The organism is Collimonas antrihumi (assembly GCF_018304965.1).
Classification (GTDB): Bacteria; Pseudomonadota; Gammaproteobacteria; order Burkholderiales; family Burkholderiaceae_D; genus Collimonas; species Collimonas antrihumi.
The window spans coordinates 48,072-64,740 of sequence record NZ_JAGQED010000017.1 but is presented as its reverse complement, the minus strand read 5'-3'; the positions used below and the strand labels follow the sequence as shown (position 1 = coordinate 64,740).

Below are 16,669 nucleotides of genomic sequence, written 5' to 3'. Positions count from 1 at the left end.
GGGCAGCGCCTGGCCTGTAAAACAGAATTCAGGAATTAGGAGAAATACTCATGATTAAGCTTAACAACGTCAGCAAATGGTACGGTCAGTTTCAAGTCCTGACCGATTGCACCACCCAAGTCGCCAAGGGCGATGTAGTGGTGGTGTGCGGACCGTCGGGTTCGGGCAAATCGACGCTGATCAAGACCGTCAACGGCCTGGAGCCGTTCCAGAAGGGCGATATCACCGTCGACGGAATTTCGGTTGGCGATCCAAAGACCAACCTGTCGAAACTGCGCGCGCGCATCGGCATGGTGTTCCAGAACTTCGAACTGTTTCCGCACATGTCGATCCGCGAAAACCTGACCATCGGTCAAGTCAAGGTGTTGGGACGGAGCCAGGATGAAGCGAACGAAAAGGGCTTGAAGTATCTGGATCGCGTCGGCCTGATCGCCCAAAAAGACAAGTTCCCTGGCCAATTGTCCGGCGGCCAGCAGCAACGTGTGGCGATTGCCCGTGCGTTGTCGATGGATCCGATCGCGATGCTGTTCGATGAGCCGACTTCGGCGCTCGATCCGGAAATGATCAATGAAGTGCTGGACGTGATGGTCGGCCTGGCGCAAGAAGGCATGACCATGATGGTGGTGACGCATGAAATGGGTTTCGCCAAGAAGGTTGCCAACCGCGTAGTCTTCATGGACAAGGGCCTGGTGGTGGAAGATTGCACCAAAGACGAGTTCTTCGGCGCCCCACGCTCCGATCGCGCCCGCGATTTCCTGGCGAAAATCATTCACTGATCAGTGTATTTTTGCAGAGCAAGAAGCCGCTTCGGATAATATCCAGGCGGCTTTTTTGTATGCGTGTGCAAATCTCACGTAGGGTGGGCATTCATGCCCACCCTACTGCGCTGCGGTAAAATGGCGTCACAGAATCCATCAAACCTCATTTGTTTAGCCTTAAGCCAAATCCAGACATGACCGATACCCTTACCATCACCCGCCCCGACGACTGGCACTTGCACCTGCGCGACGGTGTTGCACTTGCCAGCGTTTTGCCGCATAGCGCACGCCAGTTTGCCCGCGCCATCGTGATGCCGAACCTGAAGCCGCCGGTGACGACCACCGCGCAAGCAGCTGCCTACCGCGATCGCATCCTGGCGGCCTTGCCGGCTGGCTTGGCGTTCGAGCCATTGATGACGCTGTACCTGACCAACAATACGCCGCCCGACGAAATCCGCCGCGCCAAGGATAGTGGTTTCATCCATGCGGTAAAGTTGTATCCGGCCGGCGCTACCACCAATTCCGACGCCGGCGTGACCGATCTGACCAAGTGCTACAAGACGCTGGAAACCATGCAGCAGCTCGGCATGCCCTTCCTGGTGCACGGTGAAGTGACCGATCCGGCGATCGACATTTTCGATCGCGAAGCCGTTTTCATCGATCGTGTGATGCAACCGCTGCGACGCGACATGCCGGAACTGAAAGTTGTGTTCGAACACATCACCACCAAGGACGCCGCACAATACGTGGAGAGCGCCGAGGGACCGGTGGCGGCTACCGTTACTGCGCATCACCTGCTGTACAACCGCAACGAGATCTTCAAAGGCGGGATACGGCCGCATTACTACTGCCTGCCGGTCTTGAAGCGCGAAGAGCATCGCCAGGCACTGGTGCGCGCAGCGACTTCCGGCAGCACACGATTCTTCCTCGGCACCGATTCGGCGCCGCATCCAAAGGGTTTGAAAGAACATGCCTGCGGCTGCGCCGGCTGCTATACCGCGCTGCATGCGATGGAGTTGTATGCACAGGCCTTCGATCAGGCAGGCGCGCTGGATCAGCTGGAAGCATTCGCCAGCTTTAATGGTCCGGCTTTCTACAATCTGCCGCGCAATCAAGGCACCATCACCTTGAAGCGCCAGGCCTGGACGCTGCCGGCTGAACTGCCGCTGGGAGATACCACGCTGGTGCCGTTGAACGGCGGCGAGACGATAGATTGGCAGATGGCATAAGGTTGCAATAAGGCTATATTCGGATGCATACAAATGCGCTTAAGCGCACTTGTATCCCGCTTTCGCATCGTCATGGTGCGATTTTTGCTTACCCGTTAGTCGGAGATGGATAAATTCTCTTGCCATCTTGTCTAACCGTAGCTCACAGATTCGTCTCCGGACGCGGGTTTCAAGCATGCAAAGTCTACGTATAGTTGTTGTCAATCCGGTCGCCATCGAGGGCGACGACGACCCTGCGTTCGAAGCGCAAGCGGCGCGCGGCAAGGCTTTGCGCATCGGCTTGCTGGAAGCCGGCTATAACATCATCGCCTCGCTTCCTGCAGATCTCTATCTGCCCGAAAGAATTGCCCAGCTACAGCCAGACATGATCATTGTCGACGCCGAATCCGATGCCCGCGACGTGCTGGAGCATGTGGTGGTCGCAACCCGCGACGCGCGCCGTCCCATCGTCCTGTTCACCGAAGATGCCAAAACCTCCAGCATGGATGCAGCAATGGCGGCCGGCGTCTCCGCCTACATCGTGGCCGGGTTGCAAACCGCCCGTATCAAGCCGGTGCTGGAGGTGGCATTGGCGCGCTTCCGGCAAGAGCAGAAGCTGTTGGCGGAGTTGTCCGACACCAAGCTGAAGCTGGCCGAGCGCAAAGTGCTGGAGCGGGCCAAAGGCTTGCTGATGGAGCATCACAAGCTGAGCGAGCAGGAGGCTTATCAAAAGCTGCGCCGGCTGGCGATGGACAAAAACCTCAAATTATCCGAAGTCGCGCAGCGCATTATCGATGCAGCCGATTTGCTGGGTTGATCCGGCCCGAACCTCTCAAACTGTCCAAGCCGTCAAGCAGGAACGCCCAATAGTTGCGAGCCTGTTTGGTGCAATGCACAAGGCAGGTGCGCTTTTTTGAGCAAAAAGCAGGCGCGGATCGTAATGCCGTTCAGTTAAGACGCCAGAGATATCCCCCTCATGCGTCGTTCCCGCGAACGCGGGAATCCATTTTCATTGTTTCACTCGGTAATTTGGATCCCCGCGTTCGCGGGGATGACGGAGCCGCCGTGGCGGCTGGCCACGTCATATCACTTAACTGAGCGGCATTGAGGCGTGGATCGCCGTTTCCTCTAATAAAAATTCCTGGCACGTGGTTTGCATAGTCAATTTCAAGCGCCAATGCTGGCGCTGTTGGAATCGGCTAACGGCGGTCTTTTCCACATAAGACAAAGGTGTCTTTCCGCATGACTTGTGCATCGCGGGACGACGCCTTTTTTGTTGCCGAAACACTGTGGAGCCATGCGATGGAATCAAAAAATGCATTGTCGTCAGACACGTTGAACATGCCTGTCGACGGCAAGCGCCGTCAAATACTACAAACCACAACTCTCGTGGCAGGAGCCAGCATGTTGGGATTATCTGGTACGGCAACCGGAGCGTGGGCTGCAGGCTCGGACAAGCCGGAAAAAACCGAGGTCAAGATCGGCTTCATTCCCTTGACGGATTGCGCATCGGTAGTGATGGCGTCGCTGCTCGGCTTCGATAAAAAATACGGTATCAAGATCGTCCTCAGCAAAGAAGCCTCATGGGCCGGCGTGCGCGACAAACTGGCCAACGGCGAGCTGGATGCTGCGCATGTGCTGTCGGGTTTGATCTACGGCGTGCAGATGGGCATCGGTGGCCAGAAAAAAGACATGGCGATCCTGATGGGGCTCAACAACAACGGCCAGGCTATTACGCTGTCGAAAAAACTGGCTGACAAGGGCGCAGTGGATGGCGCGTCGCTCGCCAAACTGATGGCCAGCGACAAGCGCGAATACACGTTTGCCCAGACCTTCCCGACTGGTACGCATGCCATGTGGCTGTATTACTGGCTGGCCGCCAACGGCGTCGACCCGCTTAAGGATGCCAAGGTGATTACGGTGCCGCCGCCGCAAATGGTGGCCAATATGCGGGTCGGCAATATGGATGGCTTTTGCGTTGGTGAGCCATGGGGCCATCGGGCGATTGTCGATGGCGTCGGTATTACCGCGATTACCACCCAGGAAATCTGGAAGGATCATCCGGAAAAAGTGCTCGGCACCACCGCCGATTTTGTCGCCAGGAATCCGAACACCTGCCGAGCCTTGATTGCGGCTGTCCTGGAAGCAGGGAAGTGGATTGACGCGTCGCTCGCCAACAAGAACAAGATGGCCGAAGCGATCGCCGATAAATCCTATGTCAACACCAGCAAGGATGTGATCGACCAACGCATCATGGGGCGCTATCAAAACGGCCTGGGCAAGACCTGGGACGATCCGAACTACATGAAGTTCTACAACGACGGCCTGGTGAATTTCCCTTACCTGTCAGATGGCATGTGGTTCATGACGCAGCACCGGCGCTGGGGTTTGTTGAAAACCGATCCGGATTACCTGGCGGTAGCCAAGTCTGTCAGCCAGATCGATCTCTACAAAGATGCGGCGGCGATGACAAAAACGCCGGTGCCGAAAGATGTGTTGCGGACTTCGAAACTGATGGATGGCACGGTGTGGGACGGCAAGAATCCGAAAGCCTATGCCGCATCTTTCAAGATCCACGCATAGATCAAGCCAGACCGTCAATCCAGACAATCCAGATAAAGCAGAACCAGCAGAACCAGCAGAACCAGCAGAACCAGCAGAACCAGCAGAACCAGCAGAACCAGCAGAACCAGCAGAACCAGCAGAACCGCGATTTATTCGGGAGCCAATATGAGCGCAATCATGGACACAGCGGCAAATGCAAATCGTCAGGCGGCAACAATGGAGAGTGCTACGGCAGAGGCCGTGGCCGAAGCGGCTGTCGTCACTCCTCGGCCAGTCCTGAAAATGACCAATCGCCGCAGCAGCATGCCGTCCTGGCTGATGCAAATCATTGCGCCGCTGCTCGGCCTGGCGTTCCTGGTGCTGGTCTGGCAGATCATTGCAATGAACAACAGCCAGTTCCCGACGCCGATGGTGACCTTGCAGGAGGCGCTCAAGCTGTTTGCCGATCCGTTCTACCGGACCAGTCCCAACGACCAGGGCATCGGCTGGAATATCCTGGCTTCGCTGCAAAGAGTCGCGGTCGGTTTCGGCCTGGCGGCGCTGGTCGGGATTCCATTGGGCTTCATGATTGGCCGTTTCAAATTCCTGTCCAGCATGTTCGGTCCCGTCATCAGTTTGCTGAAACCGGTATCGCCGCTGGCGTGGCTGCCGATCGGCTTGCTGGTGTTCAAATCGGCCAATCCGGCAGCGATCTGGTCCATCTTCATCTGCTCGATCTGGCCCATGATCATCAACACCGCGGTTGGCGTGCAAAGAGTGCCGCAGGATTACATGAATGTGGCGCGCGTGTTGAATCTGTCGGAATGGAAAATCATCACCAAGATTCTTGTTCCATCGGTACTACCGTACATGCTGACCGGGGTGCGGCTGGCGATTGGCACTGCCTGGCTGGTGATCGTCGCCGCTGAAATGCTGACCGGCGGTGTCGGCATCGGCTTCTGGGTTTGGGACGAATGGAACAATCTCAACGTGCCGCATATCATCATCGCGATTGTGGTGATCGGCGTGGTCGGCTTGCTGCTGGAGCAATTGCTGGTGGCGCTGGCGAAGGCGTTCACCTACGAGCAGGTTTCAAGCTGATCCATTGCAGATTGCAAAGCGGAGTAATAGGGTAACGACGGGGGAAATTATGGAACAACGCGACGCCAGATTCATCGATCTCCATCAAGCCGAAATGGTGTTCAACACCAGCAAGGGCCAGTTTTATGCGCTGCGCGATATCAACCTGACTGTACGCAAGGGCGAGTTCGTAACCTTGATCGGCCATTCCGGTTGCGGCAAATCGACCCTGCTGAATTTGATCGCCGGCCTGCTGCTGCCAAGCGACGGCGTATTGATTTGCGCCAGCCGCGAAATTGCCGGACCGTCGCCGGAACGCGCGGTGGTGTTTCAAAATCATTCGCTGCTGCCTTGGCTGACCTGTCACGAAAATATCTATCTCGGCGTGGAACGTGTCTTTGCCGCTACCGAAAACAAAAGCGCCTTGAAGGAACGCACCAAAGCGGCGTTGGCGATGGTGGGGTTGACGGCTGCCGGACAAAAACGTCCGCATGAAATTTCCGGCGGCATGAAACAACGGGTCGGCATTGCCCGCGCCTTGGCGATGGAGCCGAAAGTATTGCTGATGGATGAGCCGTTCGGCGCACTGGATGCTTTGACCCGCGCTCATCTGCAGGATGAATTGCTGAAGATCGTCGCCAAGACCGGATCGACGGTGGTGATGGTAACCCACGATGTCGACGAAGCGGTGCTGTTGTCGGACCGCATCGTGATGATGACCAACGGCCCCGCCGCCACCATCGGCGACGTTGTGCAGGTAAGGCTGCCCCGGCCGCGCGAACGTGTGGCGCTGGCGCAGGATCCCCTGTATGCCGAATACCGGACCTCGGTGCTGGAATTCCTGTATCGCAAGCAAGCCCATCCGGTCGCGCAAGCGGCGTGATGTTTAGCAAGAGTTTAGCAAAGTTCGCAAGAGGGTCCATATGAAACAAACAGTGAAACAACAAGGCAAAGTGATGCTGGTCGGCGCCGGGCCAGGTGATCCAGATTTGCTGACGTTGAAAGCCGTCAAGGCAATCGCCCAGGCCGATGTGTTGCTGGTGGATGACCTGGTCAATCCCGACGTGCTGGTGCATGCGCAGGACAGCGCACGCGTGATCCATGTCGGCAAGCGCGGCGGTTGCCAGTCGACCTCGCAAGAATTCATCGAACGTCTGATGGCGATGGAGGCGCAGGCAGGTTATTGCGTGGTCCGTCTGAAAGGTGGGGATCCCTATCTGTTCGGCCGTGGCGGCGAAGAGCGCGCCCACTTGCTTCGGCAAGGCGTGACTGTCGAAGTAGTGCCGGGGATTACCAGCGGCATGGCGGCAGCGGCCAGCATCGGTGTCGCTGCTACCCATCGCGACTACAGCCAGGGCGTGATTTTCGTCACCGGCCATGGCAAGAACGAGACCACGCAGCCGAACTGGAAGGCGCTGGTGGCGGCCGGCATGACGCTGGTGGTGTACATGGGCGTGGCGCGTTGCGCGCAGTTGCAGCGCAGTCTGCTGGAGGCAGGCATGGCCGGCTCGATGCCGGTTGCGGTGATCCAGTCGGCCACGCTGGCCACGCAAGCGCAGTTGCTGACCAGCCTGGATCAGCTGCCGCAAGCGTTACACGACAGCGGCCTCGGCAGCCCCAGCATTATTGTCATCGGCGAAGTCGTGTGCTGTGCCGATGCTTTCGCCGAGATCGGCCTCGACAATTTGCTGCAGCGGAGAGCATTGGGCTGAATTGCCGGCGCGAGGTAAAATGCGCGGCAAATGTCTACTCCTGCCGCCCTCATAGATTGGTCTCAACCCTGGCTCAAACCGTTTCGCGTTCTCGGCCAGCGCCTGAGCGCAGCCGATGATTGGCGCTTAGCCTTGAATACCATCGCCCAAGAGCGCGGCATCCGCAACTACCAGGGTTTGCCGATCAGCTTTGTCGCGCAAGCCGAGTTGCCGGCCGCGACTGCTTACGAAGCATTTATCGGCAACAGCGGCAAGGTGCCGACACGCGATAATCTTCACGATTTCCTGAATGCGCTGATCTGGCTGTCATTTCCCGCCATCAAGGCACGCCTGAACGCGCTGCAGGCTGCTGAACTGGCCAAAGCCGGGACGCTCTCCGGCAGCAGCAAACCACGTGGCGCGGCGCGTGATGCCGCCACCATCTTTGATGAAAATGCCGCCTTGCTACTGGTTCGGGACAATACGGCGGGGCAAGCACTGGTTGCCGCTCTGCGTCAACATCAATGGCAACAGGTGTTTGTCGAACAAGGCCACATGTTTGCCGGGGATGCCGAGGTCTGGCTGTTTGGCCACGCCTTGCTGGAAAAGCTGGTGCAGCCCTACAAGGCGATTACCGCGCATACCTTGGTGCTCAGCGTGCCTGAATCTTATTTTGCGCTGGAAGATGACGCCAAGCGTGACTGGATCGATCAAAATATCGCCGCCGATCTGGCGCAGCAAGGTGTCCTGATCGGCCGTTTGACGCCGTTGCCGGTACTGGGCGTGCCGGGTTGGAGCTGTGGCCAGGATCAGGCTTTTTATGCCGATACCGCAGTATTCCGGCCAAAGCGCAGCAAATAATGCCGGCCTGATAAAATTCAGCCACTTAATTTGATAAACGATCCCCTCATGCCATTCATAGACAGAGCCATCGCCGATTTCGACAACGCCTTGCGCGTGATTACCGGGCAAGCTTCAGCTTCGCGGCCGAATCCGGCCTTGCAGGCGCCTGACGGCGTGCTGGATGCCGGCGAGCAGCGTCACAGTGCCGGCCTGATGCGAATCAATCATGTCGGCGAAGTCTGCGCCCAGGCACTGTATGACGCCCAGGGCCGCTTTGCCCAAGGCGAGCCGATCAAGCAACAGTTTGCCGAAGCGGGCAGGGAAGAGGAAGACCATCTGGCCTGGACCGCGGAACGCTTGCGCGAGCTGGGTTCGCACGTCAGCTTGCTGAATCCGTTGTGGTACGCCGGTTCTTACGCGCTGGGAACGCTGGCAGCGCGGCTGGGCGATGTGCGCAGCCTGAGTTTTGTGGCGGAAACCGAGCGCCAGGTAGAAAAGCATCTGAGCAGCCATCTGGAAAAACTGCCCCTGCAAGACGCCAAGTCGCGCGCCATCGTCGAGCAGATGCGTGACGATGAAATCGCCCATGGCGAGGCGGCGCGCACGTTAGGAGCTGCCGATATGCCGCTGCCGGCGCAAAAGGTAATGCAGGCGATGTCCAAGGTCATGACGACAGTCGCCTACTACATCTGATCTTGCAGGGTGGGCATTCATGCCCACCCTACCGAACATCAGGCGCTGGCTGCCGGTTCCGCCAGGTCGTCGACGATTTCAAACGAATGGGTGATCTCTGCGGTCTTTTCCAGCATGATCGAAGCCGAACAGTATTTCTCATGCGACAGCTTGATCGCACGTTCCACCAGGTTAGGTTTCAGATTGCGGCCGCGCACGGTGAAGTGGAAATGGATTTTGGTAAATACCTTAGGCTCCTTCTCCGCCCGCTCCGATTTCAGCGTGACGTCGCAACCACGGACGTCCTGATGGCTTTTGCGCAAGATAAGCACCACGTCATAAGCGGTGCAGCCGCCGGTGCCGGCCAGCACCACTTCCATCGGCCGCGGCGCCAAGTCACGGCCGCCGCCGTCAGGCGCGCCATCCATCGTCAATATATGGCCGGAGCCGGTTTCGGCTAAAAAGGTCATGCCGGACAAGCCGGTCCAGCGAACTGTGCATTCCATAGGATCTCGTGGGAAGTGATTGTGTCGCAATATTCTAACTGCTCTTGGCGGATGTGGTTTCGCTTGGTTTTCTTGGCAAAAAGAAAATCATGGCCGAAGCTTTTTTGTAAATACCTCGGTTTTTCACCTTGCGATGCACAATTCCGTTTGCTAAGATCAATCTAACGATTGCGGGCTTGTTGATTCCCGGCAACCAATACAATGTCTCCTCCACCCCTCCACTGGAGTGGATTTAAACCCGATGCCAGGTGCAGTCGGGTTTTCTTTTATCCGCAATTACGGGTGGCAGGCGGATTTGCCGCCGCATATACAACCGCATTTACAACCGCATTTACAACAATTCCTAGCGTAAATGGCAATTTTATTCAATCGGTTTGACGCCAAGTCCTTGAAAAGGCTATAATTTACGGCTTTTCCGTTTGCTCAGGAAAAGATAACAAGGCAGAGTCTGTCGCTGATGCAAGACAAAGATCTGGTCTGAAAACCGGTTTTCGATAGCGATGGAACCACCATTTGAGCGAATTAAACTAGTTAGGAAGTCAACATGAAAACTTTTTCCGCTAAGGGCCATGAAGTCCAGCGTGATTGGTTCGTGATTGACGCGACGGACAAAGTCCTCGGACGTGTTGCCAGCGAAGTGGCACTCCGACTGCGCGGCAAACACAAACCCGAATTTACTCCTCACGTTGATACCGGCGATTTCATCGTCGTCATCAACGCAGGTAAACTGCGCGTCACTGGCGCCAAGGCAACCGACAAGACGTACTTCCGTCACTCCGGTTACCCAGGCGGCATCTACGAAACAAATTTCCAGAAAATGCAACAGCGTTTTCCAGGTCGTGCGCTGGAAAAAGCGGTCAAGGGCATGCTGCCTAAAGGTCCGCTTGGCTACGCCATGATCAAGAAGCTCAAAGTGTATGCAGATGGCAGCCATCCGCACACTGCGCAGCAACCTAAAGCACTCGAACTCTAAGGAATAGACATGATCGGTAACTACAATTACGGAACCGGCCGTCGCAAGAGTGCAGTGGCTCGCGTCTTCATCAAGTCCGGCTCCGGCCAGATCATCGTCAACGGCAAGCCAGCGAATGAATATTTTTCGCGCGAAACCGGTTTGATGGTGATTCGTCAACCACTGGAACTGACTAACCATGTCGAAACTTTCGACATCAAAGTCAATGTCAGCGGTGGCGGCGAGTCCGGCCAGGCTGGTGCAGTTCGCCACGGTATCACTCGTGCTCTGATCGACTACGATGCAACGTTGAAATCGGAACTGTCGAAAGCCGGCTTCGTTACACGTGATGCACGTGAAGTCGAGCGTAAGAAGGTCGGTTTGCGCAAGGCACGTCGCGCAAAACAATTCTCCAAGCGCTAATCTACGCTTTCAGAATATCGAAAAGCCGCCAGGTTTGCGCCTGGCGGCTTTTTGTCATTTGTTCGCGCCGTCAGTTGCGTCTCTTTGCGAAAGATCAACATTCGGAAAAGTGCTGCGAAGCCTGCAGTTGCAAGGGTTTTCCGATTTGAATGTTAAGCAGCCCTAAGCAATTCATAGGCTGATAAAATAGCCAGCTCTTGGCGGCAAATTACCCAAAACACCGGGTCCAACATCGTACAAATTTCATATCGGATTTGGATAGCCGGGTCGAAAACCAGGTTTCAAATCGGATTGAAACCCGGGTTGCAATTCGGGTTGAAAACATATTACAGCTCCATGCGAGGAAACAAGATGATCAAAGTCGGGATTGTGGGTGGTACGGGTTATACCGGGGTCGAGTTGCTGCGTTTGCTGGCAACCCATCCGCATGCACAATTGCAGGCGGTGACTTCGCGCAAAGAAGACGGCATGCCGATAGCCGACATGTATCCGTCGTTGCGGGGCCGTGTTGCGCTGGCATTTTCCGCGCCGGAGAAAGCGCGCCTGACTGAGTGCGATGTGGTGTTCTTCGCCACCCCGCACGGCGTCGCCATGGCGCAAGCGCCTGAGCTGCTGGAAGCAGGCGTCAAGCTGATCGATCTGGCCGCCGACTTTCGCCTGCAAGATACTGCGGTGTTCGAGAAGTGGTACAAGCTGCAGCACAGTTGTCCTGAACTGCTGAAGGAAGCCGTATATGGCTTGCCCGAACTGAACCGCGCAGCGATCAAGAGCGCGCGCATCATCGGCAATCCAGGGTGCTACCCGACTACCATGCAACTCGGCCTGGCGCCGTTGCTGAAGGCCGATATAGTGGATGCTTCGCACCTGATCGCCGATTGCAAATCAGGCGTATCGGGCGCTGGCCGCAAGGCGGAAATAGCGATGCTGTTCTCGGAAGCCAGCGACAATTTCAAGGCTTACGGCGTATCCGGCCATCGGCACTCACCGGAAACAGTCGAGCAGCTCGGCAAGTTGACCGATAAAAAAATCGGCCTGTTGTTTACGCCGCATCTGGTGCCGATGATTCGCGGCATGCATTCGACCATCTACGCGCGACTGACCAAGGATATCGACAATGCGGCGCTGCAGGCGTTGTTTGAAGATGCATACAAGGATGAGCCGTTTGTCGATGTGATGCCGTTTGGCGCGCATCCGGAAACCCGTTCCACCCGTGGTTCGAACATGTTGCGGATCGCCTTGCACCGCCCTGACAACGGCGACACCCTGGTGGTGCTTGTGGTTCAGGACAATCTGGTAAAAGGATCGGCTGGCCAGGCGGTGCAATGCATGAACCTGATGTTCGGCCTGGAAGAGACTACCGGTTTGCTACACGTGCCAGTAATGCCATGATGTGGTCCGCCGTTGTGTCATGGACATCCGTTCATCGGCAGCCGTCCTTGAGCCACGGAGCTGGCCGCGATGAAATATAAGTTGTGGGTCCGGCGCATGTCGATTTCGGCGCCGAAAATGACGGTCAAAAGCCATTATCCATGGCCATTGAAGGCGCTTTTCCTGGTCTTGGTTTTGGGGTTTGGCGGCGCCATCGCGATGTGGATATACGACCTCGGACGCGATTTTACCGGCCACAGCCCGGTAGTCAGCAAGCAGCAACTGACGGATCTGAATCAGAAGGTGGAGGCCTTGACGGCTGAAAGGGATCGTTTCTCGAGTACCGTCAATGCCGCCGAAAGCCGGCTCAATATCGAAAAGGCGGCGCAAGAACAGCTTGGCCAGCAGATCAAGGTGCTGGAAACCGAAAATGCCAAGCTGAAAGAGGATCTGGCGTTTTTCGAAGGCCTGCTGCCAAATGCGACAGGCAAGCAAGGCATTACCATCCAGCGCCTGACCGCCGAATTGTTGACGCCGACGCAATTGCGTTATCGGATGCTGATCATGCAAGGCGGGAAAGGCCCCAATTTTGTTGGGAATGTGCAACTATTGGTCACGGCCACGGTAGCGGGCAAAAGCACTGTGCTGACTTTCCCCGGCGCCAACGCCACGGCTACGGAAAAAGCTGCCTCCCAACTGGATTTCAAGTATTACCAGCGGGTCGAGGCTGAACTGACTCTGCCGGAAGGCTCCGTGGTCAAGGCGATTCAAGCCAAGGTGATGGAAAAAGGCCAGATGCGAGCGCAGCAAACCTCTAATTTGTAAAAGGGAAACATCATGTTCAACCGCAAAGCAAAGAGCACTATCGATAGCTTGATTGGTTCGTCCACCAGCATCGAAGGCGATGTTCACTTCAAGGGTGGCCTGCGTATTGACGGCCATGTAAAAGGCAATGTGGTGGCCGAAGCGGGTGCAACCAGCGTTCTGGTGATTTCCGAGAGCGCCAAGGTGGAAGGCGACGTGCGGGTCGCGCATCTGGTGGTCAACGGCGAAATCAGCGGCAATGTTTATTCCGCCGAGCTGCTTGAATTGCAGCCGAGAGCCCGCATAACCGGAGATGTCAATTACAAGGCGCTGGAAATGCATAGCGGCGCCCTGGTAAGCGGCAAACTGACCCATGAACAGAATGTCGCCGAGCCGGTGCTGAAGCTTGCCATGTCGCAATCTGCCTAAAACAACACACCACCGGGATTTCCGGCTTTGTCTGCATGAATTCGGGCGAGAGCCTATAATGCAGTATTGTATGTACCCCGCAGGAGCCAAAAAATGAATGCTGTCGCTGAAATTCAAGATGTAGTCGCATCCCCGATCGTGTTTACCGATAGCGCCGCCGCCAAGGTTGCGCAGCTGATCGAAGAAGAAGGCAACCCAGACCTCAAATTGCGCGTTTTCGTGCAGGGTGGCGGTTGCTCCGGTTTCCAGTATGGATTCACCTTTGATGAAATCGTCAACGAAGATGACACCACCATGAGCAAAAATGGTGTGCAGTTGTTGATCGATTCGATGAGCTATCAATATCTGGTCGGCGCTGAAATCGACTACAAGGACGACCTGGAAGGCGCGCAATTCGTGATCAAGAATCCGAACGCGACGACTACCTGCGGCTGCGGCTCTTCTTTCTCGGCCTGATCAGGCTTAGCAGATAATAGCGGACAAACGGCTCGTTAAAAAAGGACGCCGGGGAGAAATCCTCGGGCGTCCTTTTTTTATTGCACGTTGCTGATATTAATCTCACGTTCAGCCTGCTTCAGTTACGCGGGATAAAGCGCTCCCAGAATTCGTAAATCCCGCGCTCCCGTCACCCGCGGCAAGTTGCCCGGCAAGCGCTGGTCGAAACGCAGCGCCAGCCACGCGAAAGCCACCGCTTCGACGTGGTTGGGGGCAATCCCGAGTGCTTCGGTGGATTGCACCGCTGCCGTCAGATGTCGTTGTTGCAGGGCGTGCGCCAGTTGTTGCATCAGATACGGGTTATAAGCGCCGCCACCGCAGACATACACGGTTTGCGCTGCCGGGGCGTGCTGGGCGACGGCGTCTGCAATGGTGGTGGCAGTCAGCTGCGTCAGGGTTGCTTGCACATCGCCAGGAGAAAGTTGCTGCGGGAAATGGCTCAGATGACGTCCCAGCCAGTCGGCGTGAAACAGATCGCGGCCGGTACTTTTTGGCGGTGCGGCGGCAAAATATTCTTCCCTGCGCATGGCGTCGAGCAGAGACGCTACAGGCTGGCCGGAAGCAGCCCACATGCCGTTCTCATCGTAATCCTTGCCATGATGGCGCTTGATCCACAGATCCATCAGCACATTGCCCGGTCCGGTATCGAAACCGATGACATCGCGGTTTTGCTCTGGCGTCGCTTGAGTTTGAGCATGTAGCACGCTGATGTTGGCAATGCCACCGATATTCACCACCACCCGGGTTTGCGCCGGATCGGCGAATACGGCCTGATGGAACGCCGGCACCAGCGGCGCACCCTGGCCGCCGGCGGCAATGTCGCGGCTGCGAAAATCGGCGATGACATCTATCCCGGTCAACTCGGCCAGCAGCGCCGGATTGTTGGCTTGACGCGTGAAACCGAGCTCGGGACGATGACGGATGGTTTGACCATGGACGCCGATGGCGCGGATCTGATCCGGCCGCAAGCCGGCATCCGCCAGCAAGCGCTCGACGCACGCCGCGTAGTGCGAACTCAGGGTATTGGCAACCAATGCTTCACGCTCGATCTCATTCTGGCCGGCAGTTTGCAGCGCCATCAGCTCGGCCCGTAGCGAAGCTGAGAATGGCACATAGGCCGATGCCAGGGTGGCCACCGGATGTTGCGCCAGACCGCTGGGAAAGGCCGCGATGACGCCATCGACGCCGTCCAGGCTGGTGCCGGACATCAAGCCTATGAACAAGCCGCTGTGGATAGTTGGAGTGGTTGGAGTGGGCATAATAAAACCGTTGTGAGATCGTCTGATTCTATCAACGACCCGACAACGGTTCTATATTTATTCCAGCTTCTGCAAGACGAAGGTTTGCCGAAGCTTATTTTGCCGCCAGTTTGGTGGCCGGGGCCGCTGCTGCTGCCGCCATGGCTTTTACGGTTGCTACTTCACTGCCGCTCAGCAAGTTGAAGCGGTGGGTGATATCGGCCGCCACCGTCTTGAAGCGCTGCAATTCAGCGCCGGCCAGCGGCGTTACGGTAGGCACCGCTACCGACAACGGATCGCGCGGCTGGTTGTCGACCCGGAATTCATAGTGCAGATGCGGGCCGGTGGCCCAGCCGGTCATGCCGACGTAGCCGATGACGTCGCCCTGGCTAACCTGGTTGCCTTTGCGCGAGCTCGGTGCAATCCGGCTCATGTGGGCGTATACAGTTGAATACTTGCCATCGTGCTTGATGATGACAACGTTGCCGTAACCGCTTTCGACACCGGCAAAGTTGATCACGCCATCGGCCGTGGCATGGATAGGCGTGCCGGTGGCGGCGGCAAAATCGACGCCGCTATGTTTTTTCCATTTGCCCAGGATCGGATGCATCCGCATCGAAAAACCGGAGGAAATACGGGTAAAGGCGATAGGCGATTTCAGGAAGGCTTTTTTCAACGATTTGCCGTCGAAACCGTAGTACCCGCCTTGGCCGTTGCCGGCTGGATCGTCAAACCAAACTGCCTGGAACGGTTTGCCGCCATTCACGAATTCGCCGGCCAGGATGCGTCCGGCGCGCAGGAACTGGCCGTTTTGCCAAAATGTTTCGTAAGCGACATTAAAATGATCGCCGCGCTTCAGGTCGGAGGAAAAATTGATGTTGGTGCCGAACATGGCGACGATTTGCGAAGCCACGCTGTCCGGGATATCGGCAGCATCGGTCGCCGCGAACAGAGAGGAACGAATCACACCGGTATGCATCTCGATGCGTCGTTCAACTGTGGCTGTTTCCTCAGCGACAGTAAATTTATCGCCGTCGCGCTGGATCACCAGATTCCTGGGGGTGTCGTCACGGCCGTCGACAATCGTCGCGCGCAACATTTGCAGTACGCCGTCGTTGCTGGTTTGCGCTTGGACCGAAGTACCGGCCTTGAGGCGCAGCACGGCGCGTGCACGGCTGTCGGATTTGATGAAATTGCTTGCTTCGTCGTCGTCCACGCCAAGCCGGTTCAGCAAACTCGCCAAAGTGTCGCCTGCGCGCATTTTGTCTTCGGCAACATAAAGTTGTTGCTGAGCTTCAAGTTTTGCGATTTGCTCGCCGAGGCTGGGCAATTCCAGTTCTGCGGAAATCGCCTTGACCGAGACTTCGTCGGGATCCGTTGTTATCGGAGCAACGCCGGCAGCACCAAAGGCGAGCAGCGTCAACACCACGGCAGAAGCGGTGACAATACGGGTTTTAGGCGTGGAATCAGCAAACTTGGCATAGACCCGAGCAGGTATCGGCGAGAAAAACGCCTTGATACTGGACCGCAAGTTAATGAATTTATCTTTGAGAGACATGCAATACGTTAAAATTTGCCGTTTGCTACCGATTCTTGTGTTGTTGTTTGATTGAACGACTTGCGGCGGGATTAAAAGGATCATGGATTATACCGTAGCC

At 56.5% G+C, this 16,669-nt stretch carries 18 protein-coding genes; 15 read left to right on the top strand and 3 right to left on the bottom strand.

The annotated features are described in order from the left end of the window. The first annotated feature begins 50 nt into the window (after positions 1–50). The 9 genes from KHU29_RS14880 (at position 51) to coq7 (ending at position 8,817) form a co-directional block, all read left to right on the top strand. A complete protein-coding gene (locus tag KHU29_RS14880) occupies positions 51–776 on the top strand; it encodes an amino acid ABC transporter ATP-binding protein (protein ID WP_014007953.1) in 726 nt (241 codons plus the stop codon). Positions 777–952: 176 nt separating this feature from the next. Next, positions 953–1,987: a dihydroorotase gene (pyrC, locus tag KHU29_RS14875; protein WP_211453558.1), complete on the top strand. Its 1,035-nt coding sequence runs from the start codon at positions 953–955 to the stop codon at positions 1,985–1,987. A gap of 175 nt (positions 1,988–2,162) precedes the next feature. Beyond that, positions 2,163–2,783: an ANTAR domain-containing response regulator gene (locus KHU29_RS14870; protein WP_211453557.1), complete on the top strand. Its 621-nt coding sequence runs from the start codon at positions 2,163–2,165 to the stop codon at positions 2,781–2,783. Positions 2,784–3,268: 485 nt separating this feature from the next. Beyond that, positions 3,269–4,549 (top strand): CmpA/NrtA family ABC transporter substrate-binding protein, encoded by a 1,281-nt coding sequence (locus tag KHU29_RS14865; RefSeq protein WP_425514478.1) that lies wholly within the window; start codon positions 3,269–3,271, stop codon positions 4,547–4,549. A gap of 264 nt (positions 4,550–4,813) precedes the next feature. Further along, entirely contained in the window at positions 4,814–5,611 is a 798-nt protein-coding gene (gene ntrB, locus KHU29_RS14860) for a nitrate ABC transporter permease (RefSeq protein WP_425514479.1), read from the top strand. Between the two features lie 49 nt (positions 5,612–5,660). Continuing rightward, the gene (locus tag KHU29_RS14855) at positions 5,661–6,473 is read left to right on the top strand and encodes an ABC transporter ATP-binding protein (RefSeq protein WP_211453554.1); all 813 of its coding nucleotides are present in this window, start codon (positions 5,661–5,663) and stop codon (positions 6,471–6,473) included. 40 nt (positions 6,474–6,513) lie between these two features. After that, on the top strand, positions 6,514–7,302 hold the full coding sequence (cobA, locus tag KHU29_RS14850) for a uroporphyrinogen-III C-methyltransferase (RefSeq protein WP_211453553.1): 789 nt from the start codon (positions 6,514–6,516) through the stop codon (positions 7,300–7,302). Positions 7,303–7,332: 30 nt separating this feature from the next. After that, positions 7,333–8,142 (top strand): DUF3025 domain-containing protein, encoded by an 810-nt coding sequence (locus tag KHU29_RS14845; RefSeq protein ID WP_211453552.1) that lies wholly within the window; start codon positions 7,333–7,335, stop codon positions 8,140–8,142. Positions 8,143–8,190: 48 nt separating this feature from the next. Further along, entirely contained in the window at positions 8,191–8,817 is a 627-nt protein-coding gene (gene coq7 / locus KHU29_RS14840) for a 2-polyprenyl-3-methyl-6-methoxy-1,4-benzoquinone monooxygenase (RefSeq protein ID WP_211453551.1), read from the top strand. 38 nt (positions 8,818–8,855) lie between these two features. On the opposite strand, the gene KHU29_RS14835 is transcribed toward coq7, so the two are convergent. Further along, the gene (locus KHU29_RS14835) at positions 8,856–9,302 is read right to left on the bottom strand and encodes an OsmC family protein (protein ID WP_211453550.1); all 447 of its coding nucleotides are present in this window, start codon (positions 9,300–9,302) and stop codon (positions 8,856–8,858) included. A gap of 544 nt (positions 9,303–9,846) precedes the next feature. On the opposite strand from KHU29_RS14835, the gene rplM reads away from it, so the two are divergent. The 6 genes from rplM to erpA all read left to right on the top strand — a co-directional run bounded on the left by rplM (position 9,847) and on the right by erpA (position 13,734). Further along, positions 9,847–10,275 (top strand): 50S ribosomal protein L13, encoded by a 429-nt coding sequence (rplM, locus tag KHU29_RS14830; protein WP_014007943.1) that lies wholly within the window; start codon positions 9,847–9,849, stop codon positions 10,273–10,275. A gap of 9 nt (positions 10,276–10,284) precedes the next feature. Continuing rightward, positions 10,285–10,677, top strand: a complete 393-nt coding sequence (gene rpsI, locus KHU29_RS14825; protein ID WP_038493344.1) for a 30S ribosomal protein S9 — start codon at positions 10,285–10,287, stop codon at positions 10,675–10,677. A gap of 351 nt (positions 10,678–11,028) precedes the next feature. Then, positions 11,029–12,066 carry an N-acetyl-gamma-glutamyl-phosphate reductase gene (gene argC, locus KHU29_RS14820; protein ID WP_211453549.1) on the top strand — a complete coding sequence of 346 codons (1,038 nt, stop codon included), beginning with the start codon at positions 11,029–11,031 and terminating at the stop codon, positions 12,064–12,066. Between the two features lie 69 nt (positions 12,067–12,135). After that, positions 12,136–12,870, top strand: a complete 735-nt coding sequence (locus KHU29_RS14815; protein WP_211453548.1) for a DUF6776 family protein — start codon at positions 12,136–12,138, stop codon at positions 12,868–12,870. Between the two features lie 12 nt (positions 12,871–12,882). Continuing rightward, the gene (locus tag KHU29_RS14810) at positions 12,883–13,278 is read left to right on the top strand and encodes a bactofilin family protein (RefSeq protein WP_211453547.1); all 396 of its coding nucleotides are present in this window, start codon (positions 12,883–12,885) and stop codon (positions 13,276–13,278) included. A 93-nt stretch (positions 13,279–13,371) separates the two neighbouring features. Then, positions 13,372–13,734, top strand: a complete 363-nt coding sequence (gene erpA, locus KHU29_RS14805; RefSeq protein WP_014007938.1) for an iron-sulfur cluster insertion protein ErpA — start codon at positions 13,372–13,374, stop codon at positions 13,732–13,734. A gap of 122 nt (positions 13,735–13,856) precedes the next feature. On the opposite strand, the gene KHU29_RS14800 is transcribed toward erpA, so the two are convergent. Next, the gene (locus tag KHU29_RS14800; protein ID WP_211453546.1) at positions 13,857–15,032 is read right to left on the bottom strand and encodes an anhydro-N-acetylmuramic acid kinase; all 1,176 of its coding nucleotides are present in this window, start codon (positions 15,030–15,032) and stop codon (positions 13,857–13,859) included. Positions 15,033–15,126: 94 nt separating this feature from the next. Continuing rightward, positions 15,127–16,569, bottom strand: coding sequence for a M23 family metallopeptidase (locus KHU29_RS14795; RefSeq protein ID WP_246542079.1), 1,443 nt, complete (start codon positions 16,567–16,569; stop codon positions 15,127–15,129). Between the last annotated feature and the right edge of the window lie 100 nt (positions 16,570–16,669).

What these genes read in the sequence shown, in the direction of transcription:
- KHU29_RS14880 (WP_014007953.1), top strand. Translation starts at nt 51, where the DNA reads ATGATTAAGCTTAACAACGTCAGCAAATGGTACGGTCAGTTTCAAGTC.
- pyrC (WP_211453558.1), top strand. Translation starts at nt 953, where the DNA reads ATGACCGATACCCTTACCATCACCCGCCCCGACGACTGGCACTTGCAC.
- KHU29_RS14870 (WP_211453557.1), top strand. Translation starts at nt 2,163, where the DNA reads ATGCAAAGTCTACGTATAGTTGTTGTCAATCCGGTCGCCATCGAGGGC.
- KHU29_RS14865 (WP_425514478.1), top strand. Translation starts at nt 3,269, where the DNA reads ATGGAATCAAAAAATGCATTGTCGTCAGACACGTTGAACATGCCTGTC.
- ntrB (WP_425514479.1), top strand. Translation starts at nt 4,814, where the DNA reads ATGACCAATCGCCGCAGCAGCATGCCGTCCTGGCTGATGCAAATCATT.
- KHU29_RS14855 (WP_211453554.1), top strand. Translation starts at nt 5,661, where the DNA reads ATGGAACAACGCGACGCCAGATTCATCGATCTCCATCAAGCCGAAATG.
- cobA (WP_211453553.1), top strand. Translation starts at nt 6,514, where the DNA reads ATGAAACAAACAGTGAAACAACAAGGCAAAGTGATGCTGGTCGGCGCC.
- KHU29_RS14845 (WP_211453552.1), top strand. Translation starts at nt 7,333, where the DNA reads ATGTCTACTCCTGCCGCCCTCATAGATTGGTCTCAACCCTGGCTCAAA.
- coq7 (WP_211453551.1), top strand. Translation starts at nt 8,191, where the DNA reads ATGCCATTCATAGACAGAGCCATCGCCGATTTCGACAACGCCTTGCGC.
- KHU29_RS14835 (WP_211453550.1), bottom strand. Translation starts at nt 9,302, where the DNA reads ATGGAATGCACAGTTCGCTGGACCGGCTTGTCCGGCATGACCTTTTTA.
- rplM (WP_014007943.1), top strand. Translation starts at nt 9,847, where the DNA reads ATGAAAACTTTTTCCGCTAAGGGCCATGAAGTCCAGCGTGATTGGTTC.
- rpsI (WP_038493344.1), top strand. Translation starts at nt 10,285, where the DNA reads ATGATCGGTAACTACAATTACGGAACCGGCCGTCGCAAGAGTGCAGTG.
- argC (WP_211453549.1), top strand. Translation starts at nt 11,029, where the DNA reads ATGATCAAAGTCGGGATTGTGGGTGGTACGGGTTATACCGGGGTCGAG.
- KHU29_RS14815 (WP_211453548.1), top strand. Translation starts at nt 12,136, where the DNA reads ATGAAATATAAGTTGTGGGTCCGGCGCATGTCGATTTCGGCGCCGAAA.
- KHU29_RS14810 (WP_211453547.1), top strand. Translation starts at nt 12,883, where the DNA reads ATGTTCAACCGCAAAGCAAAGAGCACTATCGATAGCTTGATTGGTTCG.
- erpA (WP_014007938.1), top strand. Translation starts at nt 13,372, where the DNA reads ATGAATGCTGTCGCTGAAATTCAAGATGTAGTCGCATCCCCGATCGTG.
- KHU29_RS14800 (WP_211453546.1), bottom strand. Translation starts at nt 15,032, where the DNA reads ATGCCCACTCCAACCACTCCAACTATCCACAGCGGCTTGTTCATAGGC.
- KHU29_RS14795 (WP_246542079.1), bottom strand. Translation starts at nt 16,569, where the DNA reads ATGTCTCTCAAAGATAAATTCATTAACTTGCGGTCCAGTATCAAGGCG.